At 67.8% G+C, this 24,476-nt stretch carries 26 protein-coding genes; 8 read left to right on the top strand and 18 right to left on the bottom strand.

Annotation, left to right across the window (positions count from 1 at the left end; all coding sequences use genetic code 11):
• Positions 1 to 99: 99 nt before the first annotated feature.
• The 3 genes from BST15_RS15350 to BST15_RS15360 all read left to right on the top strand — a co-directional run bounded on the left by BST15_RS15350 (position 100) and on the right by BST15_RS15360 (position 2,029).
• Positions 100 to 477 (top strand): ArsR/SmtB family transcription factor, encoded by a 378-nt coding sequence (locus tag BST15_RS15350; RefSeq protein ID WP_046189744.1) that lies wholly within the window; start codon positions 100 to 102, stop codon positions 475 to 477.
• Positions 478 to 584: 107 nt separating this feature from the next.
• Positions 585 to 1,772 carry a ribosome hibernation factor-recruiting GTPase MRF gene (gene mrf / locus BST15_RS15355; protein ID WP_046189723.1) on the top strand — a complete coding sequence of 396 codons (1,188 nt, stop codon included), beginning with the start codon at positions 585 to 587 and terminating at the stop codon, positions 1,770 to 1,772.
• Entirely contained in the window at positions 1,769 to 2,029 is a 261-nt protein-coding gene (locus tag BST15_RS15360) for a type B 50S ribosomal protein L31 (protein ID WP_046189724.1), read from the top strand. The genes mrf and BST15_RS15360 overlap by 4 nt, the downstream gene beginning before the upstream one ends.
• A gap of 12 nt (positions 2,030 to 2,041) precedes the next feature.
• Here the strand turns inward: BST15_RS15360 and BST15_RS15365 are convergent, their stop codons facing one another.
• Both BST15_RS15365 and BST15_RS15370 read right to left on the bottom strand, forming a co-directional pair.
• The gene (locus BST15_RS15365; RefSeq protein WP_046189725.1) at positions 2,042 to 3,358 is read right to left on the bottom strand and encodes a flavin monoamine oxidase family protein; all 1,317 of its coding nucleotides are present in this window, start codon (positions 3,356 to 3,358) and stop codon (positions 2,042 to 2,044) included.
• Positions 3,359 to 3,377: 19 nt separating this feature from the next.
• Positions 3,378 to 4,580 carry a TetR/AcrR family transcriptional regulator gene (locus BST15_RS15370; protein WP_046189726.1) on the bottom strand — a complete coding sequence of 401 codons (1,203 nt, stop codon included), beginning with the start codon at positions 4,578 to 4,580 and terminating at the stop codon, positions 3,378 to 3,380.
• Positions 4,581 to 4,697: 117 nt separating this feature from the next.
• On the opposite strand from BST15_RS15370, the gene BST15_RS15375 reads away from it, so the two are divergent.
• Positions 4,698 to 5,480 (top strand): enoyl-CoA hydratase, encoded by a 783-nt coding sequence (locus BST15_RS15375; RefSeq protein ID WP_046189745.1) that lies wholly within the window; start codon positions 4,698 to 4,700, stop codon positions 5,478 to 5,480.
• Entirely contained in the window at positions 5,477 to 7,006 is a 1,530-nt protein-coding gene (fadD5, locus tag BST15_RS15380) for a fatty-acid--CoA ligase FadD5 (protein WP_046189727.1), read from the top strand. The genes BST15_RS15375 and fadD5 overlap by 4 nt, the downstream gene beginning before the upstream one ends.
• A gap of 19 nt (positions 7,007 to 7,025) precedes the next feature.
• On the opposite strand, the gene BST15_RS15385 is transcribed toward fadD5, so the two are convergent.
• From BST15_RS15385 to BST15_RS15410, 6 genes are all read right to left on the bottom strand, one after another.
• Positions 7,026 to 7,988 carry an SDR family NAD(P)-dependent oxidoreductase gene (locus tag BST15_RS15385; RefSeq protein WP_046189728.1) on the bottom strand — a complete coding sequence of 321 codons (963 nt, stop codon included), beginning with the start codon at positions 7,986 to 7,988 and terminating at the stop codon, positions 7,026 to 7,028.
• Between the two features lie 15 nt (positions 7,989 to 8,003).
• On the bottom strand, positions 8,004 to 8,699 hold the full coding sequence (locus BST15_RS15390) for an anti-sigma factor (protein ID WP_046189729.1): 696 nt from the start codon (positions 8,697 to 8,699) through the stop codon (positions 8,004 to 8,006).
• Positions 8,696 to 9,256 (bottom strand): ECF RNA polymerase sigma factor SigK, encoded by a 561-nt coding sequence (gene sigK / locus BST15_RS15395; RefSeq protein WP_046189730.1) that lies wholly within the window; start codon positions 9,254 to 9,256, stop codon positions 8,696 to 8,698. Before sigK ends, BST15_RS15390 begins: the two co-directional genes overlap by 4 nt.
• Positions 9,257 to 9,347: 91 nt before the next feature.
• A complete protein-coding gene (locus tag BST15_RS15400) occupies positions 9,348 to 10,622 on the bottom strand; it encodes a class I SAM-dependent methyltransferase (protein ID WP_046189746.1) in 1,275 nt (424 codons plus the stop codon).
• A complete protein-coding gene (locus BST15_RS15405) occupies positions 10,619 to 11,317 on the bottom strand; it encodes a DUF1365 domain-containing protein (RefSeq protein ID WP_046189747.1) in 699 nt (232 codons plus the stop codon). The genes BST15_RS15400 and BST15_RS15405 overlap by 4 nt, the downstream gene beginning before the upstream one ends.
• Positions 11,311 to 12,615 carry an NAD(P)/FAD-dependent oxidoreductase gene (locus BST15_RS15410; protein WP_046189731.1) on the bottom strand — a complete coding sequence of 435 codons (1,305 nt, stop codon included), beginning with the start codon at positions 12,613 to 12,615 and terminating at the stop codon, positions 11,311 to 11,313. Before BST15_RS15410 ends, BST15_RS15405 begins: the two co-directional genes overlap by 7 nt.
• Before the next feature lie 193 nt (positions 12,616 to 12,808).
• Between BST15_RS15410 and BST15_RS15415 the strand changes: the two genes are divergently transcribed.
• On the top strand, positions 12,809 to 13,708 hold the full coding sequence (locus tag BST15_RS15415; protein ID WP_234808424.1) for a DUF1295 domain-containing protein: 900 nt from the start codon (positions 12,809 to 12,811) through the stop codon (positions 13,706 to 13,708).
• A 71-nt stretch (positions 13,709 to 13,779) separates the two neighbouring features.
• On the opposite strand, the gene BST15_RS15420 is transcribed toward BST15_RS15415, so the two are convergent.
• On the bottom strand, positions 13,780 to 14,226 hold the full coding sequence (locus BST15_RS15420) for an SRPBCC family protein (protein ID WP_046189733.1): 447 nt from the start codon (positions 14,224 to 14,226) through the stop codon (positions 13,780 to 13,782).
• 126 nt (positions 14,227 to 14,352) lie between these two features.
• On the opposite strand from BST15_RS15420, the gene BST15_RS15425 reads away from it, so the two are divergent.
• Entirely contained in the window at positions 14,353 to 15,714 is a 1,362-nt protein-coding gene (locus BST15_RS15425; RefSeq protein ID WP_046189734.1) for a TIGR01777 family oxidoreductase, read from the top strand.
• A gap of 4 nt (positions 15,715 to 15,718) precedes the next feature.
• Here BST15_RS15425 and BST15_RS15430 read toward each other — a convergent pair whose 3' ends face one another.
• The 9 genes from BST15_RS15430 to BST15_RS15470 all read right to left on the bottom strand — a co-directional run bounded on the left by BST15_RS15430 (position 15,719) and on the right by BST15_RS15470 (position 23,732).
• Positions 15,719 to 16,207 carry a TspO/MBR family protein gene (locus tag BST15_RS15430; protein WP_046189735.1) on the bottom strand — a complete coding sequence of 163 codons (489 nt, stop codon included), beginning with the start codon at positions 16,205 to 16,207 and terminating at the stop codon, positions 15,719 to 15,721.
• 15 nt (positions 16,208 to 16,222) lie between these two features.
• Complete coding sequence (locus BST15_RS15435) at positions 16,223 to 16,864, bottom strand: SOUL family heme-binding protein (RefSeq protein WP_046189736.1); 642 nt, start codon at positions 16,862 to 16,864, stop codon at positions 16,223 to 16,225.
• A gap of 109 nt (positions 16,865 to 16,973) precedes the next feature.
• Positions 16,974 to 18,323, bottom strand: coding sequence for a cryptochrome/photolyase family protein (locus tag BST15_RS15440; RefSeq protein WP_046189737.1), 1,350 nt, complete (start codon positions 18,321 to 18,323; stop codon positions 16,974 to 16,976).
• A complete protein-coding gene (locus BST15_RS15445) occupies positions 18,323 to 18,808 on the bottom strand; it encodes a MarR family winged helix-turn-helix transcriptional regulator (RefSeq protein ID WP_046189738.1) in 486 nt (161 codons plus the stop codon). The genes BST15_RS15440 and BST15_RS15445 overlap by 1 nt, the downstream gene beginning before the upstream one ends.
• A 25-nt stretch (positions 18,809 to 18,833) precedes the next feature.
• Positions 18,834 to 20,510, bottom strand: coding sequence for a GMC oxidoreductase (locus BST15_RS15450; RefSeq protein ID WP_046189739.1), 1,677 nt, complete (start codon positions 20,508 to 20,510; stop codon positions 18,834 to 18,836).
• A 60-nt stretch (positions 20,511 to 20,570) separates the two neighbouring features.
• A complete protein-coding gene (locus tag BST15_RS15455; protein ID WP_046189748.1) occupies positions 20,571 to 20,984 on the bottom strand; it encodes a hypothetical protein in 414 nt (137 codons plus the stop codon).
• A 5-nt stretch (positions 20,985 to 20,989) separates the two neighbouring features.
• The gene (locus tag BST15_RS15460; protein ID WP_046189740.1) at positions 20,990 to 21,742 is read right to left on the bottom strand and encodes an SDR family oxidoreductase; all 753 of its coding nucleotides are present in this window, start codon (positions 21,740 to 21,742) and stop codon (positions 20,990 to 20,992) included.
• Between the two features lie 27 nt (positions 21,743 to 21,769).
• On the bottom strand, positions 21,770 to 22,807 hold the full coding sequence (locus BST15_RS15465) for a zinc-binding dehydrogenase (RefSeq protein WP_198528315.1): 1,038 nt from the start codon (positions 22,805 to 22,807) through the stop codon (positions 21,770 to 21,772).
• A gap of 55 nt (positions 22,808 to 22,862) precedes the next feature.
• Positions 22,863 to 23,732, bottom strand: a complete 870-nt coding sequence (locus BST15_RS15470) for an alpha/beta fold hydrolase (RefSeq protein WP_046189741.1) — start codon at positions 23,730 to 23,732, stop codon at positions 22,863 to 22,865.
• Positions 23,733 to 23,812: 80 nt separating this feature from the next.
• Here BST15_RS15470 and BST15_RS15475 point away from each other — a divergent pair, with 80 nt between their 5' ends.
• Positions 23,813 to 24,337, top strand: a complete 525-nt coding sequence (locus tag BST15_RS15475) for a CGNR zinc finger domain-containing protein (RefSeq protein WP_046189742.1) — start codon at positions 23,813 to 23,815, stop codon at positions 24,335 to 24,337.
• The last annotated feature ends 139 nt before the right edge of the window (positions 24,338 to 24,476 follow it).

The following is a 24,476-nucleotide window of genomic DNA, read 5'->3' on the forward strand; positions in this document are numbered from 1 at the left end:
ACTGCCCAATTCTGGGCGACACTTTGGCGTTTGCGCAACTATGCGAATGTGTTGTTCGACGAATCTCCCAATGGGAGGTGAGACAAAATGGATGCCGCCATGGCAAAAGATGAAGAACGGCCGCCCGAAGAATTCGATTCAGCGGCCCGGCCCGATGAGCCGACCCAGCCCCAGCTGGCCTCCGCCGCAAGCACGTTCGCGCTGCTCAGCAGCCCGGCTCGCTTGCATGTGATGTGGCTGGCCGCCCAGGACGCCTATGACGTGACCACCCTGGCGGGGCGGGCCGGGATCAACGTCGCGACCATGAGCCAGCACCTGACCAAGCTGCGGCTGGCCGGGTTGATCAACGCCCGGCGGGACGGGCGCCACCACATCTACACGGTCGATGACCCCCACATCCTGACCCTGCTGCAGCAGATTTTCGCCCACATCGCCCCCGACGGCGGTCTCGCACCCGACCCGCCGAGAGGGCCGTAACCGCCAGGGCGCCCCGCCCGGCTTATTGAAAATCATTGTCGACAAGCGGCGAACCGGCCGCTAGCCTAGACATGGCCTTATTGACAATGATTTTCATTAGGAGGGCGATGCGGACCCCCGTGATCCTGGTGGCCGGGCAATTCGGCACCGACGCAGCCACCCGTGCCCTGCAGTCCCAGGCGGGGACGGCGAATGTCGCCTACCGGCTGGATGGCCACGTGGTGGTTCGCGAAACCACCCGCCCGACGACGGCGGCCACGACCTCAGCACTGGAGTTGGCGCACGGCTGCGTGTCGTGCACGCTGCGCAATGACCTGCTGGTGCTGTTACGCCGGTTGCACCGGTGCGCCGGCGTGGCGCGCATAGTCGTCCAGCTGCCGGATTGGCTTGAGCCACAGCCCATCTGTTGGGCGATCCGCAATGTGCGGGTGTGCGTCGGACCGGGCTACATCGACGGACCGGCCGGTCGCGATGTGACCGTGGAAGCTGTCGTCACCTGCCTGGATGCCTCCCTATGGCTGACGCAGGCTCTTGGCGACGAGGAACTCGACGACGGCCGCACCGTCGCCCAGGTGGTGGTGGGCCAAGCCGAATCCGCCGACGCCCTGGTGATCTTCGAGCCGGAGCCGACTGCTTTGGCGGCGCTGCGCCGCCTGGCTCCGTTGGCACGCATCACCGCGGGCACCGATCGTCTGGAGCAAGCGCTGACGCATCTGGACGCCAACGCCCGGCGCGGTCGCGATGACGATCCGCATGCCCCCCTGCTGGCCGGTCAGCCGCCACTGCGCCCGGAGGGCCCGGTCGAACTGGTCGAATTCCACGCTCGCCGCCCCTTTCACCCGCAACGCCTGCACGGGGCCCTTGACGCCCTGCTCGACGGAGTGATCCGGGCGCGCGGGCGGTTGTGGCTGGCCAACCGCGGCGAGCGGGCGATCTGGCTGGAGTCGGCGGGCGGGGGTTTGCACACCGCTGCGGTGGGCAAGTGGCTGGCCGCGATGACGGCGGCAGAAGCCGGCCGCGTATCCCCCGAACGCCATGCGTTCGCCGACCTGATCTGGGACCACCGCCACGGCGATCGTCATACCTCGCTGGTGATCCTGGTCTGCGGCGCCCACCCCGAGCGGATCCGCGAGGCCCTGTCGGAGGCGCTGCTCACCGACCGCGAGTGGCGTCGGCCCAACCAGTGGGCGGGCTACCCCGATCCGTTCGGCGAACACCACCAGGAGCCCTGCGAGGACTCCCCCGCCACCGCCGACATATCCCTGTTCCGAAGCCGAGACGGAGACCAACGATGAAGCCCGGCATCCACCCCGACTACCGCCCCGTCGTCTTCCAGGACGCCACCACCGGGCAGGCGTTCCTGACCCGTTCCACCGTGACCAGCGATCGCACCATCGACTGGCCCACACCGGCGGGCACGCGGAGCTACCCGCTGATCATCGTGGAGATCAGTTCGGCGTCGCATCCGTTCTGGACCGGCACGAGCCGGATCGTCGACGCCGCCGGACAGGTCGAGAAGTTCCGCCGCCGCTACGGCCAACGCCGGGCCTGAGCGCGCTCGGCGTCATCGGGAGGCGGCCAGCACCTCGACCACCTCGCGCGCCACGCGGGTGCCCGATTCTATGGCGCCTTCGAGGTAGCCGGGGTGGTCGCGCGCCGTCTCGGTGCCCGCCCAATGAATGTCGCCGACCGGAGCGCTCTCGACGGGCGGGATCCCGGAACTGGTCCCCGGAAGGGCAAGGGCGACGTAGCCACCGCCGACGAATTCATCTAGGTGCCAAGATTTTTCGTGCCAGCTCGCCGGTTCCAGGACCTCAGGACCCAGATAGTCGGCCAACACCCCGAGCACCGCGGTACGCCGGCCCGCCGCATCGAGGCGGTCGAGCTCGCGCGCCTCGGGCCCGCCCACAAGCACGCACAGGTGGCCCGGACCACCCGGTGCGCCCGTGTCGTACACCACCCGGCCGGGTTCATCGAGGATCAGGAACTCGCCACTGATTCGTTCTCTCCAGAAGGGGCGCGGATACACCGCCACACCCTTATAGACCGAGCCCATATAGGTCTCGGAGGCCAACGCCGCTCGGCCGGGTGGGAGCGGTGGATCGAAGGTGATTCGTCCGATAAGCGGCGGCGGAACGGTCACGATGACTTTCGCGGCGCGGATTTCACCCGCGGCTGTCTGGACGGTGACGCCATCGCTGCCAAGCAAGATCGAGGCGACCCGGCGGCCCGGCAACACCCGCGAACCGAGTTCGGCGGCAAGGCCCTCGATCAGCGAGCCCATCCCTTCGGCGAGCAGGGACTCCTGGGCGCCACCGGCCGTGGCCAGCATGGTCCGCAAGCCGCCCTGCTGGCGGATGCTCCGCGCCATGGCGTGAATGGAACACCGATCCAAGTCGGCCGTCCACGAGATGTACGCCATGACTCCGAGCAGCCGTCGAGCCCGCCCGGGGACTCGGCGTAGCCAGTCTTCGACCGTGGTGGCATTCCACCGTTGCGTCTTGGCGATACGCGAGAGAGCTTCAACGCCGACGAGCACGAGAAGGGTCATCAGCATCGAGGGCGCCCAGGTCCGCACTCGCCGTGATCGGTCGACCACGATGGGCATCGGCGCGGTGTGCATCCGAAACTGCGTGGCGCCCAGCTCGGAAGCCAGCGCCTTGAGCCGGTGGTGGTCGTGGCCGATCCACTGCCCGCCGAGGTCCACTCGAGAGCCCAAGGAGCTGGTCTCGGTCATCGCCCGTCCGCCGAGCCGGTCCGCGGCCTCAAGAACAAGCACCTCGACGCCGGCTCGGTGCAGCTCACGAGCGGCGGTCAACCCGGACAGTCCCGCGCCCACCACCACCACGGTTGTGGCCGCCGGTGCATCTTGGTGCGTCACAACCGCCAATCTACGTCGGTCAATCGCCGAAGAGCACCGCCGCCATCAGGGCATGGATCCGGGCCCGCTGCTCTTCCCGGTTGTCGAAGTTAACCAGGCGTCCTATATCGACCACGAGAGCGAGGGCGGCGTGGACGCGGAAGACCGCTTCGGTCTCGCCCGCACCGACCTGGTGCACCAGGTGCGCCCACTCGTCGACGTTCTGCCGCTGCAATGCGCGCAGCGCGACGCGGTCGGCTTCGGGCAGATTGGCGAACTCGGCGTAGTAGATGTTGATCAGGTCGGGCGCGGCGAACGCCAGTGCGCTATAGCGTCGCGCGATACCCAAGGCCGCCTGGCGCGGGGTGCTCGATTCGGCCAGGGAATCGGTGATGGCCATCAGGACACGGTCGCTGGCGCGGTGGAAGGCGACGGCCAGCAACGCCGCCTTGCTCGGAAAGTAGCGATAGGCGCTGGAGCCGTTCACTCCGGCGGCGGCGCCGATCTCCTCGATGCTGACCTCGTAGAAGCCGCGCTGGCCGAACATGCGGATGGCCTCGGCCAGCAGCCGCTCGCGTTTGGAGGTGCTCGGCAGCCCGCGTTCCAGGCGTCGCGCGGCAGGACCCGGCGGCGCCGGGGGCAACTCGGCGTTCAGCACCGACCAGCACAGATCGCCGAGGAGCTGCTGAAGTGCGGCGGACGACAATCGGGTGCGGTGCGCGGAGATGCTGCCGATGACACTGAGCGCCGCGGCGGCCAGGATCGCAAGGTCGGCCTCGGGCAGACCCGGGCGCATCACCGCCAGCGGCTCGGCGAGGGCGGCGTTGAGCGCGTCGTAGCTGGCCCGGATGTCTTTGCGGTCCGCCGGTTGCAGGTAGCGCCGCTCCCACCGATAGAACGCGCCCTCACGCCGCGTCGCGATGGTGGTCTCGATCAGCGCGGCGGTGACTGCGCGCAGCCTCTCGGGCGCGGGCCGGCTCGGATCGTCGACGGAGCGCGCGGCGGCCACCAGCGCACTCGCCGTGTAGTGGGCGGTGGCGACCAGCAGGGCGTATTTGTTGGCGAAGTGCCGATACAGCGCGGGGCCGGAGATGCCGACCTCGGCGGCGATCTCGTCGACCCCCACGGCGTGATAGCCCCGCTCGCTGAAGGCGCGGGCGGCGGCGCGGACGATCTGGGCCTTGCGGTCCTTGGGGCGGCGCTGCACCGCGGTCGCCGATCCGCCAGGGAGGGAAGCAGCCATTTTCACCCCCGTGTTGACTGTTGGACCCGGCGCCCATACGTTAACCACAATTTACATTTTCATCCACGGAGGAAGTGACGTGCTGCAATCCCGGTTCATCGAAGGGTGGGTCTGACCGTGTCCGAGAACGCCAGCTCCGCCAAACTCACCGCGACCCGCGACGGCCGGGTGCTGCGGGTGACGATCACCAATCCCGCCCGGCTCAACGCGATCGACTACGCCACCATGGCCGGCCTGGGTGACGTCTTCGCCGGCGCGGCCGACGACCCGAGTGTGCGGGCCATCGTCATCACCGGCGAAGGCAAGGCCTTCTGCACCGGCGCCGACCTGTCGGCCACGGCCGGCGGTGTCAGCCCCGAAGAGGTGATGGACTGTGCCTCCCGACTGGTGACCTCGGTGGCCGAGAGCCCGATCCCGGTGATCGCACGAATCAACGGTCCGGCCGCCGGTGTCGGGGTGGGGCTGGCGCTGGCCGCGGATCTGATCTACGCCGCCGAGAGTGCGTACTTCCTGCTGTCGTTCACCAACATCGGTTTGATGCCCGACGGCGGCACCACGGCCCTGGTCGCCGCTGCCGCCGGCCGGGCCGTGGCCAACGAGATGGCGCTGCTGGGTGAGCGCCTGCCTGCGACCGCTGCTCGCGACGCCGGCCTGATCAACGCCGTGCTCACCGAGGCGGAGCTGGATGCCCGGGTCGAGGCGGCCGCCCAGAAGTTGGCCCACGGACCGCGCCGCGCCATCGAATTGACCAAACGCGCCCTCAACGCCACCAACCTCGCCTCGCTCGATGCCGCCCTGGCCCGGGAGAAGACCGGTCAGGTCGAGTTGCTCGGTTCCGCCGACTTCTTCGAGGGCGCAGCGGCGATGCTGCAGAAGCGTCAGGCGGTGTTCGGCGAATGACCGCGCAGCCGCTGAGCTCTCGCCGCAATCACTGGATGAACCAGGTGGCGATCCACGCCGAGATGCGTCCCGACGACGTCGCCTTCCGCTGTCGCGGCAACGACACCACCTGGCAGCAACTGCACGATCGTTCGCAACGCCTGGCCGGGGCGCTGTTCCGGCGGGGCATCTCCTTCGGTGACCGCGTCCTGATCGTGATGCTCAACCACACCGAGTACGTCGAGGCGACCTTGGCGATCAACGCCCTGGGAGCCATCGCGGTTCCGGTCAACTTTCGCCTGACCGACCCCGAGATCAGCTACATCGTCTCCGACAGCGGGGCCAAGGGCGTCATCACCGATGAACTGCTCGCGCCGCTCATCCAGGCGGTCCGCAAGAACACCAGCGGCCTGGACGTGGCCGTCGTGCTCGGCGACGACTACGAGTCCCTGATCGCCGAGACCGGCGACCCGCATCCCGGTGCCGACGTTCCCGAAGACACCCCGGCGCTGATCATGTACACCTCGGGAACCACGGGAAGTCCCAAGGGCGCCATCCTGTCTCACTCGAATCTGCTGGCCCAGTCACTGACCTGCATCCAGGCACTGCAGATCAGCCCGGACAGCGTGTACTTCTGCGCGGCGCCGATGTTCCACATCGCCGGCCTGGGCAGCATCGCACCCAATCTGATGGTGGGCACCAAGACGGTGATCCACCCGTTGGGTGCATTCAACGCCACGGACACCCTGGACGCCTGGGAGCGCGAGCGGGCCACCTCGGTGTTCCTGGTACCTGCGCAGTGGCAGGTCATCTGCGCGGATCCGACTGTGGCGCAGCGAGATCTGGCACTGGAGGTGATCAGCTGGGGCGCGGCGCCGGCCTCGGACACGGTGCTGCGTGCCATGGCCGAGACCTTCCCGAACGCGCTCAACGTCGCGGTGTTCGGCCAGACCGAGATGTCGCCGATCACCTGCGTGCTCAACGGCACGGACGCGATCCGCAAGCTGGGCTCGGTGGGCAAGGTGATCCCGACGATCGCCGCCCGCGTCGTCGACGAGCAGATGAACGACGTGGCGCCCGGCGAGATCGGGGAGATCGTCTACCGCGGGCCCACCATGATGCAGGGCTACTGGAACAAGCCGGAGGCCACTGCCGAGGCGTTCGCCGGTGGCTGGTTCCACTCCGGCGACCTGGTTCGCGTCGACGACGAGGGCTTCGTCTACGTCGTCGACCGCAAGAAGGACATGATCATCTCCGGCGGAGAGAACATCTACTGCGCCGAGGTGGAGAACGTGCTGTTTGAGCACCCGTTGATTCGGGAGGCAGCCGTGATCGGGCGCGCCCACGACAAGTGGGGCGAGGTCCCGGTGGCGATCGTCGCCGCGGTAGACGCGGCGACGATCACGCTGGAGTCCCTCGAGCCCTTCCTCAATGAGCGCCTGGCCCGCTACAAGCACCCGAAGGAACTGGTGGTGGTGGACGACCTGCCGCGCAACGCCAGCGGCAAGGTGGTCAAACCGCAGCTGCGCAAACAGTACGGCGGATAGGCGCGGCGCTCCGGCCCGCTCAGCTGTCGTGCAGGCCGATCGCCTGCTTGCAGTACGCCCAGATGCGTGCCCGGTCCGCGCCGCTGTCGTGGGTGAACGGCAGATAGTGCTCGGGGCGCTGTCGCCGGTCGTGCCAGAACCGGCCGGTTGGCGGCGCGGGCTGCGTTGCGGCCAGCCAGATCGCGGTGTCGGCTCCCTGTTCTGCTGTGCGCAGCAGCGGTTTGGTGAGTTTGCGGAACGTCGGCAGCGAGGTGACCACACCCGGCGTGTCCGACCAGCCCGGGTGCATGCAGTAGACCGAGATCCCCTCCGGTTTCCAGCGTTCGGCCAGCACCGGGGTCAGCGCCACCTGCATCCGCTTCGTGCGGGCATAGGCCGTCGCGCCGCGGTAGGGACCGATCCGGTATTCGGGGTCATCGACGGGCAGTGCCTGGGTGTACATGCCGCCCGAGGACATCAGGATGACCCGCGGGTCGGCGGAGCCGGCCAGGGTGGGGACCAGCAGTTCGGTCATCAGCACCGGGCCGAGCACATGCGTGGCCAGGGTGATCTCGTGCCCGTCGGCGGTTTCGGTCCGCTCGGCCGGCAGCAACCCGGCGTTATGGATCACCACGTCGAGGCTGGGCAGGCGAGTACCGAGATCGGCGACGAATCGTCGCACCGCGGAGAGGTCGGCCACATCGCAGACCTCCGCACGCAGCTCGGCATCCGGGTGCTCGGCAGCCAGCTCGGTGCGGGCGTCTTCGATGCGCTCGCGGTTTCGGCTCACCATCACGACCGTGGCACCCAGCTCCGCCAGGCCCCCGGCGATCGCCTTACCGATGCCACTGTTGGCTCCGGTCACCATCGCGGTCTTGCCGCGCAAGGCCTGCGGCGCCGGGTCACCGGTCCAGGAGTGTGCTCGGATCCGGTATCCGAGGCGGCTGTAGCCGGGAACCACGGCACGGTCCAGCACTGAATCGACTACCGCCCCCAGATCCATCGGCTCCCCCTCGTCTCAGCGCAGTGGTATCTCGACGATCATCTGCCCGGTGGGCTCACGCGAGCCCGGATCGGGCTCCACGGTGAACCCGAGCGCGGTGGAGTCCCCCAGTGAGGGGATCTCCGCGGTGGTCGACGGTGCCACGGCGGCGGCGTCCATCGTGCCGGCCAGCGTCGCACCGCGGGGGCTGAGCAGCCACATCTGGTACACCGTGCCGGGTTCGGGCGGGGGCACATTGTTCATCACCAGGACGCCGGCACTGCGTTCCCGGGAGAACAGCACCGTGGCAGTACCGGTGGCCAGCGGAGTCGACACGCTCTCGACGTCGGGCGCCGCGAGCACGCGGTCCGAGACCGACTGTGGGGCAGTCGGTCTGAGTTGGTTTCCGACACCGAACGCCGCTAGGCCCACCACCAGCGCGGCTGCCGCGGCAATGCCCGCGGTACGCCAGCGAGAACGCGTGGCGGACAGCTTCGCGGCTCGGCCCAGAACCGATTCACGCAACGCCGGCGAAGGTTGCGCCGCGGTGGTCGCCGCAACGGCGGCCATCGTCTCCTGCACCGCCGACACCTCAGCGCCGAAGGCCCGCGCAACAGCCGCCGGGGCGTCGGCGACCCCCCGCTCGATCTCGCGCCGTTCGGCGTCGGAGACGGCGTCGAGCGCATACGGCGTCGCCAGTGCAAGCAGGTCGAAGCTGTTCGGCTCGGTCATGGCATGCCCAAACATTCACGCAGGCGGCGTAACGCGTCTTGCATCCGCGTCTTGATCGTGGACGTGGCGACCGAAAGCCGTTCCGAAACCTCGCGATAGGTCAGCCCGGTGTAGTACGTCAGCTCGACGCATTCCCGGTGCTTCTCGGGCAGCCCGCCCAGGCACTCGACGACGCGCTGCTGTTCGTCGCCGACGATCACAGCGTCGACGACGACGTCGGCGGCCGGTTCGGCGCTGGCGGCACCGTAACGCGATTCCCGCAGTCCGGCAGCCTGTTCGGAGCGAACCCGGTCCACCGCGCGGCGATGCGCCATGGCCAGCAGCCAGGCGAGGGCCGAGCCCTTGGCCGGGTCATATTTGCCGGCGTTGCGCCACACCTCCAGGTAGACCTCTTGCGTGGTCTCTTCGCTGTAGCCGGTGTCACGCAGGACCCGCAGCACCAACCCGTACACGCGCGAGGCCGTGCGGTCATAGAGGGTCGCGAAGTCGGCAAGACTTCCCCCCGCCACCCGGTGGAGCACCGCATCCAGCTCAGAGGCATCCGCGATCTGATTCATCGGACGACAGCCTAGCCGCCCCGTCGCCCCAGGTGGGACGGTTGGGAACCATTCCTGCAGGGACTCGGAGGCGGCGGGAATCCGCATCTGTTCACCGCTGCCGTGGGTCCGACGTGGCGAACGTCCACTGGTAGACATCCAGATATCCCGAGCGGAAGCCCGCTTCGGAGTACGCCAGATAGAAGTTCCACATCCGGGAGAACACCTCATCGAAGCCCAGGGCCGCGACGGCGGCACCGTTGTCCTGGAAGCGTTCCCGCCACAGCTGCAGGGTGTCGGCATAGTGCGGGCGCAAAGAGCGCATGTCGACGGTACGCAGGCCCGTGTGATAGCCCGTGATGTCCATGATCGCCTGGGTGGAAGGCAGCAGACCGCCGGGAAAGATGTACTTCTGGATCCAGGTCAGCGTGTTTCGGCTGGCCAGCATCCGGTCATGCGGCATCGTGATCGCCTGAATCGCGACCCGGCCGCCCGGGGCGGTCAGGCGTTCCAGCGCCCGGAAGTACCCTGGCCAACCCCGATAGCCGACCGCCTCGATCATCTCCACCGAGAGCACGGCGTCGTAGCTGCCGGTGACCTCGCGGTAGTCCCGCAGCTCGATCTCGACCCGGTCGGCGAAGCCCGCGGCGGCCACCCGCTGCCGGGCGAGCAGCTGTTGCTGCCGTGACAGGGTCAGCGAACGCACGGATGCGCCGCGGGCCGCCGCGCGCAGGCAGAGCTCGCCCCACCCCGTGCCGATTTCCAGCACCCGGCTGCCCGGACCGACGGCCGCCGTGTCGAGCAGACGATCGATCTTGCGGCGCTGGGCGTCCGCGACGTCGTGCCAGGTTCCGGGGAGCTGATCGAACAGCGCGCTGGAGTACGTCATGGTCTCATCGAGGAACAACGCGAACAGCTCGTTGGACAGGTCGTAATGTGCCGACACGTTGCGGCGGGCGCGAGTGAGGGTGTTGCGTGACCGCGGTTGCCGGGCCAGCACCAGCGGCCGTAACCGCTGCAGAAACGCCGGGACCAGCTCGCCCATCGAGCCGGCCAAGACACTGAGCAGCGCCACCAAGTCGGGCGAGTCCCACTCGCCGGCCATGTACGCCTCGCCGAAACCGATCAGTCCGGAGCCTCCGATGCGTCTGGCCATGCGATCTGGATCACGGATCACCAGCTCCGGGGCCGCAGCGTCGAGCGCCCCGTAGCTTTCGCCACCGGGATAGACCAGTCGGACCGGCAGGCGCCCCGCGGTACGTCGCAGCAACGCATGCACCACCGCGGCGGATACGGCTGCCCGCGGCCCCGAGGGCACGCGCGCCAACTGCGGCCACCGGTTCGGATCGACCCCGATCACCGGATGCAGGTCTGATGCGGTAGTCATCGCTTCACCACCGGAAGCCCGCGCATCCACAACGTGATGCCTTGCAGGCGAATCCGCGCCGCAACCACGAGCGGCGCCAACGGCGCGACCAGTTGCATGCGGGCGACGCGACGGGGTGTGGCCGGGTATCCCGTACCGCGCATGCTCGCGTCGAACACCGGCTCCTCGGCGCGGTATAACGCGATGCTGATGTCCACGTCGGCACCGGGGCGCGGAGCCCGGACCCGATAGTGGCCGTCCACCGGATTGAACGGCGAGACATAGAACTGCTTGGCCACCTGGACCGGCGTCTCGGCCGGCGGCAAGAGGTAGGCGTGGCGTTCACCGTAGGTGTTGTGCACTTCGGCGATCACGTGCTGCAGCTGCTCGTCACGGTCGTGGCACCAGAACAGGCTGATCGGATTGAACACGTAGCCCGCGACTCGCGCCTGCAGCAGGGCGTAGATGCGGCCCGCGGGCGCGGGGGCGCCGCGTTGGGCGAGAAATCGCTCCACGCGCTGGCGCAGCGTGTCACCGCTGCTGCCCGCCAGGTGATCACTCGCGTCGAACACCGCGAACGGCCGCAACCACCGGGGCAACCGGGGTGGCTCATCGATGTCGACGTACCAGCTGTAGCTGGGGTAGGTGAACTGATGGAACACCGGAGTCCTTCTCCGGTGCGTGACCGTGGTGCGGTAGATCGCGGGGGTCAGCATGCGCGCGCCTGGTCGCACGCGGTCGCCGGTGTCCAGTCCGCGCCCAGCCGCCACGCGGCCCGCACCCCGGAGGCGGCGCCGTCTTCGTGAAAGCCCCAGCCGTGGTAGGCGCCGGCAAACGCGATCCGGTCATCTCCGAGTTCGGGAAGCCGCCGTTGGGCAGCGACCGACTCCGCAGTGAACAGCGGGTGGTGGTACGTCATCTCGGACAGCACCGAGCGCGGGTCGATCAGGTCTGATCCGCCCAGGGTGACCAGGAAGCGCCGACGGGACTCGATCCGCATCAGCCGGCTCACGTCGTAGGTCACCAGCACCCCCGGGCGGTCCGGGGCGACTCGGTAGTTCCACGACGCCCGGGCCCGCCGGTGGCGGGGCAGCATCGATTCGTCCGTATGCAGTTGGGCGTGGTTCGTCGAATAGGGCATGGCCCCGAGCACGGCACGTTCGCGGGCGGTGGGCCGATCGAGTAGGCGCAGGGCCTGGTCGGGGTGGACGGCCACCACCGCGGCGTCGAAATGCCGCTGCTGCGATCCCCGCGCGTCCACCAGCACCCCGTCGGAGACGCGGCGCAGGGAGTGCACGGCAGCGTTGGTCAGAACCTCGTCAAGCCTCGCCGCGATGCGCTGCACGTAGTTGATCGAGCCACCGGTCACAGTGCGCCATTTCGGTGATCCGAACACCGACAGCATCCCGTGGTGCTCCAGAAACGTGAACAGGTAACGGGCGGGGTAGCTCAGCGCCTCGCCGGCGTGGCAGGACCACACGGCCGCCACCAGCGGTGCCATGAAGTTGGTCCTGAAGTGGGCGGAGAAGTTGTGCCGCCGCAGGAAGGCTTCGAGGGTCTCCAGGTCGTCGTTGTCCGGCTGCTGCAGCACCGCGTTGGCCGCGGAGTGGAAACGCCGGATCTCGCCCAGCATCAGCAGGTTGCGGGGATGCAGCGTCCGCGGCGAGGCGAACAGGCCGCCCAGCCCTCGTGCACCGGCGTATTCCAGGCCGGTGGCGTCGTTGCGCACCGACAGGGACATCTCGGTTTCGGTGCCGTGCACTCCGAGTTCTCCGAACAGCCGACACAGCGTCGGGTAGGTCCGATCGTTGTAGACCAGGAAAGCCGAGTCGACGGCGAGCCGCTGACCGTCGTCGCCCTCGACCAGGTGGGTGTGGGCATGACCGCCCAAACGAGAGTCGGCCTCAAAGAGCGTGACCCGGTTGCGGCGAGACAAGACGTAGGCCGCCGTCAGCCCGGCTATGCCGCTGCCGACTACGGCGATCGACCGCTGTTCCTGCGGTGCACTGTGCATGGAAGTTATTCGGAGCCGCGCGGGTTGTGGTCGGGATGAGGCGACGGGCCGGTCGAAACCGGTTGCGCCGCCTGGTTCTGCCGGTAGCGTCGAGAGCTCACCCGGTGTTGGCCCGGCGCGCCCGGCCGGCACCCTGTTCGAGATGAAGGCAGATGCATCCGCTGACACAGACAGACCGAAGCCGCGTGACCACATGGTGAGGCCGGCGATGGGTAAGGCGGCGTCCCTGTCGCTGATCGGCGCGGCCTACGTGGTCGCGATCGGCGTCGCCGCCGCGTGGCTGGTATGGGGTCCCGGCACCGGGCGGCTCTGGCTCGATACGTTGATCGCCGACGTGTTGGCCACCGTGGTGGTCTTCGTCTTCAGCAGGTGCTTCGGCAACTCCAGCTTCTACGACGCCTATTGGAGCGTCATTCCGCCGCTGTTGGTGGCCTATTGGTGGTTGCAGTCCCGCCCTGATGTCGACACCGCGCGTTGCGTGTTGATCGCTGTGGTGGTGCTGCTGTGGGCGGTGCGGCTCACCGGAAACTGGGTGTGGAGCTTTCCCGGTATGCACCATGAGGATTGGCGATATCCGCTGTTGCGCCAACGTGCGGGACGCTGGGAGTTCGCCGCGGACCTGTTCGCCATCCACCTGGTGCCCACTTTTCAGGTGTTCATCGGCCTGGTGCCGGTGTATGTCGCCGTGACACGGCCGGAACGGGGCCTGGTCTGGCTTTCGGTGCTGGCCTTCGCCATCGGCATCGCCGCCGTGCTGCTGGAACTGGTGGCGGACGTGCAATTGCACCGGTTCGTGCGCGATCGGGAGCCGGGCACTGCGATGGATCGCGGGATATGGGGGTGGTCGCGCCACCCCAATTACTTCGGTGAGATCAGTTTCTGGTTTGCGTGCGCGCTGTTCGGCGTTGCTGCCGCTCCGGCTGCGGCCTGGTTGATGTTCTTCGGTGTGCTGGCGATGGTGGCGATGTTCTTGGGTGCCAGCATTCCGATGATGGAGGAGCGCAGCCTGCAGCGCCGGCCCGAATACCAGGATGTGATCGACCGCGTGCCGAGGCTGGTCCCCCGCCCACCACGTCGGGGCAGCGAACTTTAGGTCATCGCGCTGAAGGCCTGGAACAACTCTCCAAAGTCCTCAACGAGTGCGGCCACCGATCGCCGGCGCCCTCAGGTCTCCTGGTCGCCGAGGCGCCGCAGCTCCTTCCGAAGTCCGCGGACGCCGTCGTCGAGCAGCCGGGTCACGGCTAGGCGCAGCGAGGGCTCGATCCATTTCAGCCACCCCTGAAAGGCGAACCGCACCCGATAGGTGATCAGGCAGCCGGTCTGCCGCGCGGTGACGGTGATGGTGTCGCAGACGACGACGGAGGAGTTCTCGCCGCGTAGGTCGATCGAATGGCCGGGCCGCAGCGCGGTGACGACATAGTCGATGGTGCTCACCCGCCCGGCGAAGCGGGACGTGTTCTGGTAGCGGGTTCCCACCCCGCCATCTCCCGAGACGCGCACCGTCGTGATGGTCCCTGGATCCCACTGCTCGGTGGTGGTGAAATCGGCGAGGTAGGCAAAAGCCACATCCTGCGCGACGTCACTGCTCACCTCACGCTGCATGGTGATCATGACTGCTCCTCCGGCCTGACGTCGTGGCTGTGACAGTGATTCGTAGCCGCGGGCGCGGTGGTCGGTTTTCGCGGGAAGCTCGCCGACGCCTCTTGCGCAACCGAATTCGCCAAGTAGCGTCGAGGCATGAGTGTGGACTTCTCCAGCACCGTTGCCGCTCCGCGCGCGGAGGTCTTCGCATGGCATGAGAGTCCGGGCGCGTTCACGCGGCTGAGTCCGCCGTGGCAGCCGATGCACCTGGTGAGCGAGGCCGATTCGCTGCGCGATGGGACAGCAGTACTGGCTCTTCCCGGTGGACTCCGGTGGGTCGCCGAACACCAGCCCGACGGCTACGACCCGCCCGCGCGATTCGTCGACGCGCTCGGCGGGCACGGGCTGGCATCACTTCCCACCCGCGCCACCCTCAGTTGGACGCACACCCACGAGTTCGAGGATCTGGGCGACGGTCGCACCCGGGTGATCGACCACGTGGACACCCCCATCCCTGGCGCCCTGCTGCGGCCGATGTTCGTCTACCGGCATCGCCAGCTCGCCGACGACTTGGCCGCGCATCAGCGTGCCGCCCAGGCAGGCCTGCAATCGCAGACCGTGGCGATCAGCGGCGCGACCGGGCTGGTCGGTTCGGCATTGGTGGCGTTCTTGAGCACCGGCGGTCACCGGGTGATCCGCCTGGTCCGCCATGCTGCACGCAATCCTGATGAGCGGCAGTGGAATCCCGATGACCCCGCCGACGACCTGTTGACCGGAGTCGACGCGGTGATTCATCTGGCCGGGGCCTCGATCGCTGGGCGGTTCACCGCCGAGCACCGCCGCCAGATCCGCGACAGCAGAATCGGGCCCACCCGCAAGCTCGCCGAGTTGGTCGCCGGCAACCCCGCGGGACCGCGCGTGCTGATCTGCGCGTCGGCGGTCGGCTATTACGGCTATGACCGCGGTGACGACGTGCTGACCGAAGACGCCGAGCGCGGCGACGGTTTTCTGGCCGACGTCGTTGCGGACTGGGAGGACGCCCTGGCGCCGGCGGAACAGTCCGGGGCCCGGGTGGTGCGGGTGCGCACCGGCATCGTGCAGTCCCCGCGCGGTGGGACGTTGCGCCTGATGCGGCCCCTGTTCGCGGCGGGGCTCGGCGGCCGGCTCGGCAGCGGCCGGCAGTGGCTTCCGTGGATCGGCATCGACGACCTGATCGACATCTACCACCGAGCACTGTGGGACACCGCCCTTTCCGGACCGGTGAACGCGGTCGCCCCGAACCCCGCACGCAACGCCGACTACACCAAGGCGCTCGGTCGCGTGCTGCACCGACCGACCGCACTGCCGGTACCGGGTCTGGGACCGCGACTTTTGCTCGGTGCGCAAGGGGCTCGTGAACTGGCCTGTGCCAGCCAGCGCGCACTGCCAGGCCGTCTCAACGACGCCGGTCACCCATTCCGGATGCCCGAGCTCGAGCCCCTGCTGCGCCACCTGCTGGGGCGGTCGGCCCCGCAGTGAGTCTCTAGCGGCGGCGATTCAGTACCGCGATGTGTCCGCACAGCACGGTGGCGAAGCTGACCCACAGCGGGTACAGCACCAGGGGCAGCGCCCGTGCGCCCCGAACGGCAACGGCCCGGCGCGCCAGATCGGCACTGCTGGTCGCCAGCGCAACGCTGACGGCAGTGGCGGGCCCCAGGCGGCGGCGATTGAAGAACAGCCACGACCAGCCCGCGTTCAGAACGAGGTTGAGCAGTAGCGCCGCGATGTAGGACCGTCGCTGCGCAACGTCTCCGCGTTCGGCGAGCTCATCGATGGTGTCTGCCGAGACCGCCGCGATGTCGGCGTAAAGCGCTGGCCACACGATCGGAAAGGCTTGTCGCGGTGGCTGATATGCGGGCTTGGCAAGGTCTTCGTACCAGTCGGATTGGACCGCTGGGGTAGTGGCGATGCTTCCCGTGACAGCCGCCGCGGTGACGGCGGCGCCGGTGCCGAGCAGGGTTGAGATGCGCACGTGACTCCTTGTTGATCAGTCGTTCTGCGTGACAGTTACCGCAATCTCGTTGCGGCGAAACATCGGGAGAGTCCAGGGCGGATCGTAGAACCACGCCTGCGGTATGCCGACGGGTTCGCAGTGCAGGTCTTTGAGGGCATTCAGCAGCGTCGCGGTGTGCCGCTCAACCGCACGACGACCACGGTCACCGGAGAAGGTGTGCACCGCGACGGTCTCCGCCGGTACCCGCACCAATTTCACTAGGGCGTTGTCGGGCTCGGGCAAAGACTCCAGGTCGACGCCGGTCGGCATGAAGAAGCGAATCACCCATTGGCCCGGGGCGCCGGATTGCTGGGCGACGGGCGCGGTCATCGAGATCTTCTCTCCCGTCGGAGCCGCGGGGTCCTGGGCGACGGGGGCCGTCATCGCGATCTTGGTCCGCGAGTGATTGCCGCCGAAGATGTAGCCGGCCAGGCGCCGAAAGCCCGTGCTGCGCGCCCTCTCCTCGTCGCCGTCGACCACGGTTTCCGCCGCGACGCGCTCGGCATAGCGGCGGATCTGCACATCGGGTGTGCGTCGTTGCACGGTGAAGGGAGGTTCTTCGGTTCCGTTGCGGACGCCGACCACCGATCCGACTCCCGCAAGGGCGGCACCTGCCGCCGAGAGGATTCCGCTCATGCTTGCCCTCCGCTTCTGCCATGGCGCACAGCGGCCAGCCGCGTGCGGTCGGTAGAACATCGACTGTAGTCCGACCGGGCAACTCTATTCAATTACTGAATCATTCAATTTATGAATTACTAAGGTTTTGGTACCGGCGCAGCGCCTCGGCACGCTCGTGCCCGTGGTCCACCATGGGTGGGGGGTATCCCTCCGGCGGTGCGGATCGTCGCAGGTGCGCGTCGGGAAGGTCGGCAAGTTCGGGAACCCAGCGGCGCACGTAGGCGCCGTCGGGGTCGAATTTGCTGCCCTGCAACGTCGGGTTGAAGACCCGGAAATAGGGCGCCGCATCGGTGCCGCAGCCCGCGCACCACTGCCAGCCGTGTTGGTTGTTGGCCACGTCGCCGTCGATCAGTTGATCCATGAACCAGCGGGCGCCCCACTGCCAGGGCAGATGCAGGTCTTTGACCAGGAACGATGCCACGATCATGCGAACCCGGTTGTGCATGAAGCCCGTTTCGCGCAGTTCCCGCATGCTCGCGTCCACGATCGGAAAACCTGTCTGCCCGGCCTTCCAGCGCTCGAAGCGACGGCGCGCCTGCGCATCGGTGTCGGTCTCGATGGCGTCGAAGTCCCGGTTCCAGTTGTGCCAGGCACTGCGGGGCCAGAAGTGCAGCACGGAGGCGTAGAAATCCCGAAAGGCCAGCTGCCGCAGATACGCCGCGGCACCCGGCTTCTTCAGGTCCAGGTCGGCAGCCATGGTGCGCGGATGGATGTTGCCGAATTTCAGGTAGATCGACATGCCGCTGCCACCCACGCGGTCGGGCCGGTCGCGATCCTGCTCGTAGTGCTGCAGCCCGCTGCTGACGAACGCCTGCCAGTGCTCGAGCGCCGCCGCTTCCCCGGCGGGAAAGTCCAGCCGGCCGCCGAAATCGGGGATCTCCACCGGTTGAGCGGACTCGCCGGGCAGGTCGAGCGGGTCGATCAGGTGGGCTGAGTCAGGTCGTGAGGTCGCCGGTCGGCGCCAGCCGTGCTCACGCCACCGGCGAAAGAACGGGGTGAAGACCCGGTAGGGAGTCCCGTCGTCTTTGACGACTCGTCCGGGGGAGGCCAGGTAGGGCGAGCCGGTGGTCACCAGTGGTATGCCGCCGAGTGCGGCGCGCACCCGCGCGTCGCGCCGGCGTCCGTAGGGTGCGAATTCCTCGGACACATGCACCGCCGACGCACCGATCTCGGCCGCGATCTGCGGGATCCGTTCCTGCGGGCGCCCGCGGGTGATCAGCAGCCGACCGTCGAGGTCATCGCGCAGGTGCCGCAAAGACTGGCCGAGGTACTGCAGTCGACGGTGCCCCGCCGAGTTCTCCAGCTGCGGATCCAGCACGAAGCAGGCCAACACCTCAGGGTCGTCGGCGAGCGCGGCCGACAGTGAGGGCAAGTCGTCGACGCGCAGATCTCGGCGGTACCACAGCAGGACCGGCACTACTTCCCCAGCTCGGAGTCGAACTGTCGCATGGCGGAGATGACGGCAGCCAAGACTCGGTGCGTGGTCTGCAGATCGGCGTCGGAGAACTCCATCAGCGCGCGCTGCGTGTGACCTTGCAGCGGGGTGAAAAACGCTCTCGCGGTGTTCAAGCCGAGTTCGGAGTAGCGCAATGCGACCTTGCGTCGATCCGAGGCGTGCGCTTCGCGCCGCACGTGGCCGGACTGGATGAGACGGTCGACCAGGTACGTGATGGCCGCACCCGACAGTCCCATGCGTTGGCGCAGCTCGCTGGGACCGATTGGGGTTCCGGCAGTCTCAGCGACCATGATGTGCAGCAGGGCGCGGAAGTCGGCCTGTCGAACGTGATGGGAACCGGCGAACCGCTGACCGATCTGTTCGGATTCGGCGGCGAGCTCCCGCATGTCAGCTGCGAGCAGCGACTCCAGCGCTTCTCGCGCAGCAGCGTCCTCATCCGGTTTCATGACGGTTGAAACGATATCGCTGCGATCAGCCCGGCGACAGCGGAAGCCGCAGCGCGCCCGGGGCGCTCTCGGGCACGGCCGGGTGCAGCGGCCGGACCGGTGCGATGCGCCGGTAGGGCTCCCCCAACGGCGGGCGGGAGTCCGGCTCTCCGTTGTTGGGCCACAACGCCATCGCCCGTTCCGCCTGGGCGGTGATGGTGAACGAGGGGTTCACGCCCAGATTGGCGGTGATCGCCGATCCGTCGACGACGTGCAGGCCGGGGTGCCCGTAGGCCCGCTGATAGGGATCGATGACGCCGGACTGCGCCGAGTCACCGATCGGGCAGCCGCCGATGAAGTGCGCCGTCAGGGGGATGTTGAGCGCATCGAGATAAGTACCTCCGGCGATGCCGCCAACCTTGTCGGCCATCCGGCGGGCAACATCGTGAGCGGTCGGGATCCAATCCGGATTGGGTTCGCCCACACCCTGCTTGGCGGTCATTCGGGTGCCGAACAGACCCCTTTTGCGGTAGGTGGTCAGCGAATTGTCCAGGGACTGCATCACCAGCACGATGATCGAGTGCGCCGAGGCGTTGCGCGGGAACATGCTGCGCAGCATCATCGCCGGGTGACGTGCGATGGTCAGCATGAGCCGCGCGAATCGCCACGGTCCGCCGTCGATCAGATGGGTGCCCATCATCGACAGCAGGTTCGAGCCCTTGCCGTAGCGGCATACCTCAATATGGGTGTTGGCCTCGGGATGGATCGAGGAGGTGATTGCCACGCCCTGGGCGAAGTCATCGCGATCGGGCGCGAACACCACGGGCACCTCCTCGGAGTTCGTGCGAGTGAGCTCGCCCAGCCGGTCCGAGAGGTGCGGCAGTGAGCCAGTGTCGCGCAGCTTGTGCAGTAGCCGCTGGGTGCCCAGCGACGCGGCGGCGAACACCACCTGTCCGGCGGTGAAGTCCTGCCTGCGCTTGCGCACCCAGCGGCCGGTGCGCACCGTGCTGACGACATAGCCGTCGCCGTTCGGGCGCACGTCGGTGACCATGGTCATCGGATGGATCTGCGCACCGGCGCGTTCGGCCAGGTACAGGTAGTTGGTCTCGGTGGTGTTCTTGGCCCCATGCGGGCAGCCGGTAAAACACTGCGCGCAACCGATGCACCCGGTGCGGCGCGGCCCTGCCCCACCGAAGAACGGATCGGCGACGGTCTTTCCAGGCTCGTCGCCGAAGAAGACCCCCACGTTGGTGGGGTGGTAGGTGTCCTCGACCCCGAGATCGCGGGCCACCGCACGCAAGACCTCGTCGGCCGGGGTGGTGTGCGGAGTGGGGGTCACCCCGAGCATCCTTCGGGCCTGGTCGTAGTACGGCGCGAGCTCATCTCTCCAGTCGGTGATGTGTGCCCACTGCGGGTCATCGAAGAACCGGTCCAGCGGCTCGTAGAGGGTGTTGCCGTAGATCAGCGAGCCGCCGCCGACTCCGACGGCGCTGGCGATGAACGTCTTGCCCAAGACAGTCAGCCGCTGCGGGCCGAAGCACCCGAGTTTGGGGGCCCACATGGCCTTACGGACGTGCCAGTTGTTGGGCGGGAAATCGGTGGGTTGCCACCGGCGCCCCATGTCCATGACGCCGACCCGGTATCCCTTCTCGGTCAGGCGCAGGGCGGACACGCTGCCCCCGAAACCGGAGCCGATCACCACGACGTCGTAGTCCTGTGTCATGTGAGTCCTCGGTGCCGTCGCCCGGAGCGGGGTGCGGTGGTGCACCACGTCACCGGAAATCTAACCTCCTGCGGGCCCGCGCGCTGGCACAAGCAGCACAAGCGATACCAGCAGCAGCAGGCTCAGCCCCACCGCGTTGAGGGCTGCGTCGCGCGGTCCGTACATGTGCAGCATGCCGAGGTGGTAGATCAGGTGCGACAGGTTGAAGATCGACCAGCTGACCCCGGTGATGACGACGACGGCACGGTTGCGCAGGTGGTACACGGCCAGCGCGCTGAGTACGCCCAGCGCCGAGAACATGCCGCCCACGTCCTTGACGAGGTGCTCGTTGTAGGGACCCAGTACCGGCAGCCAGGTCATGCCCATGCCGGGGAATGTGGTGTACCAGTGCAGCGGGGCGAAATACGCCCACAGCCCAAGGCTGAGCCCGAAGAGGGTCAACACGATCAGGCAGAGGCGGTGGACTGACGACATGCCGCTCACCGAACGGCCGGAACGTGTGCGTCCAGCCACTCGGCGAATGTCTGCTGGCCGCGCGGCCCCGGGTGCGTGGGCAGCAGCGCACCGCCGGCCATGCCCTTGCCCACCGCACCGGGCAGCCGTAGCGGGATCACCGGCCGGCGCTGCTTGAGGCGGCGCAGCAACCGCCGAGCCATGTCGACCATCGACTCCACCTGGGGGCCCGCGAGTTCTGGCGCCATCTGCTGGGGCTCGCCCACGGCAAGGGTGCACAGATGGGCGGCGACCTCACTGACGGCGATCGGTTGTGAGCGCATGGTCGGGATCACCGCGATCGGGCCGGGCACCTGCCCCAGGATCTGGTCGGCGAACTCGTGAAACTGGGTGGCACGCAGGATCGTCCACGGTACGGTGCCGGCCCGGATCAACTCCTCCTGGTGCTGCTTTCCCTGGTAGTAGCCGGAGGGCACGCGGTCGCTCCCGACGACCGACAAGGCGACGTGGTGGCGGACGCCGTTGCGCTGCGCGGCGGCCAGCAGATTCGCCGTCGCAGTACCGAAGGACGCCCGGGCCTTCTTGGCGTTCATGGTGGCGAAATCGGCGACATCGATGATGGTCTCGACACCCTCAAGCGCGGCGTCCAGACCGACGTTCTCCAACAGGTCCACTCCGTGTGCGCGGGCCAAAATCACTGGATCGTGCCCGTGACCGCGGAGACACTCGACAACGTTGCGTCCAGTTTTGCCCGTTCCACCGGCGACCGCGATTCTCATGAGTGCACCCTCGCATTTTCCGAGACCTCAGTCGACCAGGACCACCATTTTTCCCTCGGCTTCGCCCGATTCCATGACCCGATGCGCCTCGCGGATCTGATCGAAGGCGAAGACGCGAGCCGGCGTCGCCTCGAGCCGGCCCTGGCGAACCTTGTCGGCGATCTCCTGCAGCGGGACATCGGCCAGCGCAAAGCCGGGAGTGCCGAACACGAAGCTGCCGAAGAAGCTGAGGTTGACTCCGCTGGCCATCTGCAGCAGGGGGTTGAAATCGGTGAGGGGATCGAGCCCGCCGAGCCAGCCGGCCAAGCACGCCGTTCCGCCCCGGCGCAGCATGTTCAGGGAGTCGAGGATGGTGCTGTTGCCGACGAGATCGAGCACGGCGTCGATGCGCTTGGCCTCGGCGATGCGGCTGCCCAGGTCGGGCACTTCACGCTCGGCGCGCGCGGCCCCGAGCGACTCCAGCAGCCCGAACCGTTCCCGGCTGCGGGTGGTCGCGATCACCCGGGCGCCGGCTTCCACGGCCAGCTTCACCGCGGCTTGGCCGAAAGATGAGGTGGCGCCTCGGATCACGATCGTCTGCCCGGCAGTCAGGTTCAGGTTGCGAAACAAGCAGGTCCATGCGGTGGCGTAGGTCTCGGGCAGCGCGGCCAGGCGATCCCACGACAGGTCGCTCTCGATCAGGGCGACGTTGCCGACGCGCACCCGAGTGAACTGCGCGTAGCTGCCGTTGATGGTGCGGCCGAGCCCACCCATCAACGCGGCGACCTTGGCGCCCACCGGGAATTCACCACCGGGGCAGGAGTCGACGATCCCGATGCATTCGATACCGCTGATCTCGGCGGCCTCGGCCCACTCGCCGCGTCGCATGTGCATCTCGGCGTGGTTAATGCCGAATCCTTTGACCCGGATCACCACCTCCCCGTGCCGGGGCAGTGGTTTGGGGACGTCGGCGTAGGTCAGGGCGTCCAGTCCGCCGAAGCCGTCCAGAATGATCGCCTGCATGGTGGGACCACCCGGGGCTTCGCGCACCACCGCCGGTCCTGCGGGTTGCTCTGGCGTAGCCATGTTGCTCTTCTCCTCACATGTCGTTGATGTTCAGGCTGATTCGTCATCGGAAACGTCAGTGAATGACGCGCCCCAGGAAGGCGTTGATCAAGGCGGCTACCTCCTCGACGGCGGTCTCCAAAAGGAAGTGGCCCCCGTCAAGCAGGTGGATCTCGGCGTCGCGTGCGTCCCGGCCGAAGGCCACGGCGCCCTCCGGCCCGAAGATCGGGTCCCCACTCCCCCAGACGGCGAGCACCGGGACACCGCTGGTGCGCAGGTAGTCGTGCAGCGCGGGATACATCGGCGCGTTGGTGGCGTAGTCCCGGAACAACGCGAGCTGGATCTGGTCGTTGCCCGGCCGGGCCAGCAGCGCACCGTCGAGCGTCCAGGTGTCGGGGCTGACCAGCGACTCGTCCGGCGCGCCGGTCAGGTACTGCCATCTGATCGACTCGATGCCCAGCGCCGTGCGGATCGCCGCCTCCGTGCCCGCGGACTGCTCGCGCTGGTAGTCCCAGATAGTGTTCCAGAAGTCCTCGACGAAGCCCTCGTCGTAGCCGTTGCCGCTTTGGGTCACGATCGCGCTGATGGACTCGGGCCGGCCCAGCGCAAGCCGCCAGCCGATGGGCGCGCCGTAGTCCTGCACGTAGATCGCGTAGCGGGTCAGGCCGAGTTGATCGAGCAGTCCCTGCGTCAGCTGCGCCAGATTGTCGAAGGTGTAGTCGAACTCGGCGACCGTCGGCATCTCGGAGTATCCGAAGCCGAGGTGGTCGGGGGCGATCACGCGATAGTCGCCGGCCAGCCGGGTGATCAGATCGCGAAACATGTACGAGCTGGTGGGGAAGCCGTGCAGCAGCACGATCGCGGGCGCGTCGCTGCGCCCGGCCTCCCGGTAGAACAGCCGTCGCCCGTCGACGGTGGCGTAGCGGTATCGCACAACAGGAACCATGACTAACCCCTTAATCTATTTTTGATAGTTAGGAGTCAAACACTCGTGGTGTAACCTGTCAATGGCATTTTGGAGGTTATATGGAGATCGTTGCGGCCGGGCCCGCCGATGAGGCCCTGCTCTTGGACCTGCTCAACAGCACCCCGGTGATCGAGGGGGTTCCCCATGACGAGCTCGACGAACCGGCCACGGCGCGGGCGTGGCTGGCGGCGCACGACGTGGCGCTGACCGAAGAGGCGCTCCACGAACTCATCGAGGTCCGCGACGCTCTGCAGTCCGTGGTGCGCGGCGATCTGGCCCCGCAGGAGTTGCAGCCGTTCCTCAAGGGCGTGGGACTGTCCCCCGCGATCTCCGATGACGGGATCGCCTGGACGCTGTCCGCACATCAGGGCTGTGCAGCCGTGGCGCGCGTGATTCTGGCCTGGGATGCGTTACGGATCACCAGCCCCGGGCGGCTTCGGCCCTGCGCCAACACCGACTGCAGGCTCTTCCTGATCGACCGCAGCAAGCCCAACACCGCGCGCTGGTGCTCGATGGCCATCTGCGGCAACCGCATGAAAGCGCGCCGGCACTACCAGCGCAGCAAAACCCCCAACGGCCAGTAAGACCCCTCCGGCCACCAGCCCAGCTGCCATAGCCGGCGCATCGCCGACTAACATGAGACGGCCCCGCGGGTTCTCCCGCCCCCGGGGACCTGACGAAAATTGGTTGAGGCCTGGTCTCTTATGGTGACGTCCGATGGCC

Source organism: Mycolicibacter arupensis, from assembly GCF_002086515.1.
In the GTDB taxonomy this organism is placed as follows: Bacteria; Actinomycetota; Actinomycetes; order Mycobacteriales; family Mycobacteriaceae; genus Mycobacterium; species Mycobacterium arupense.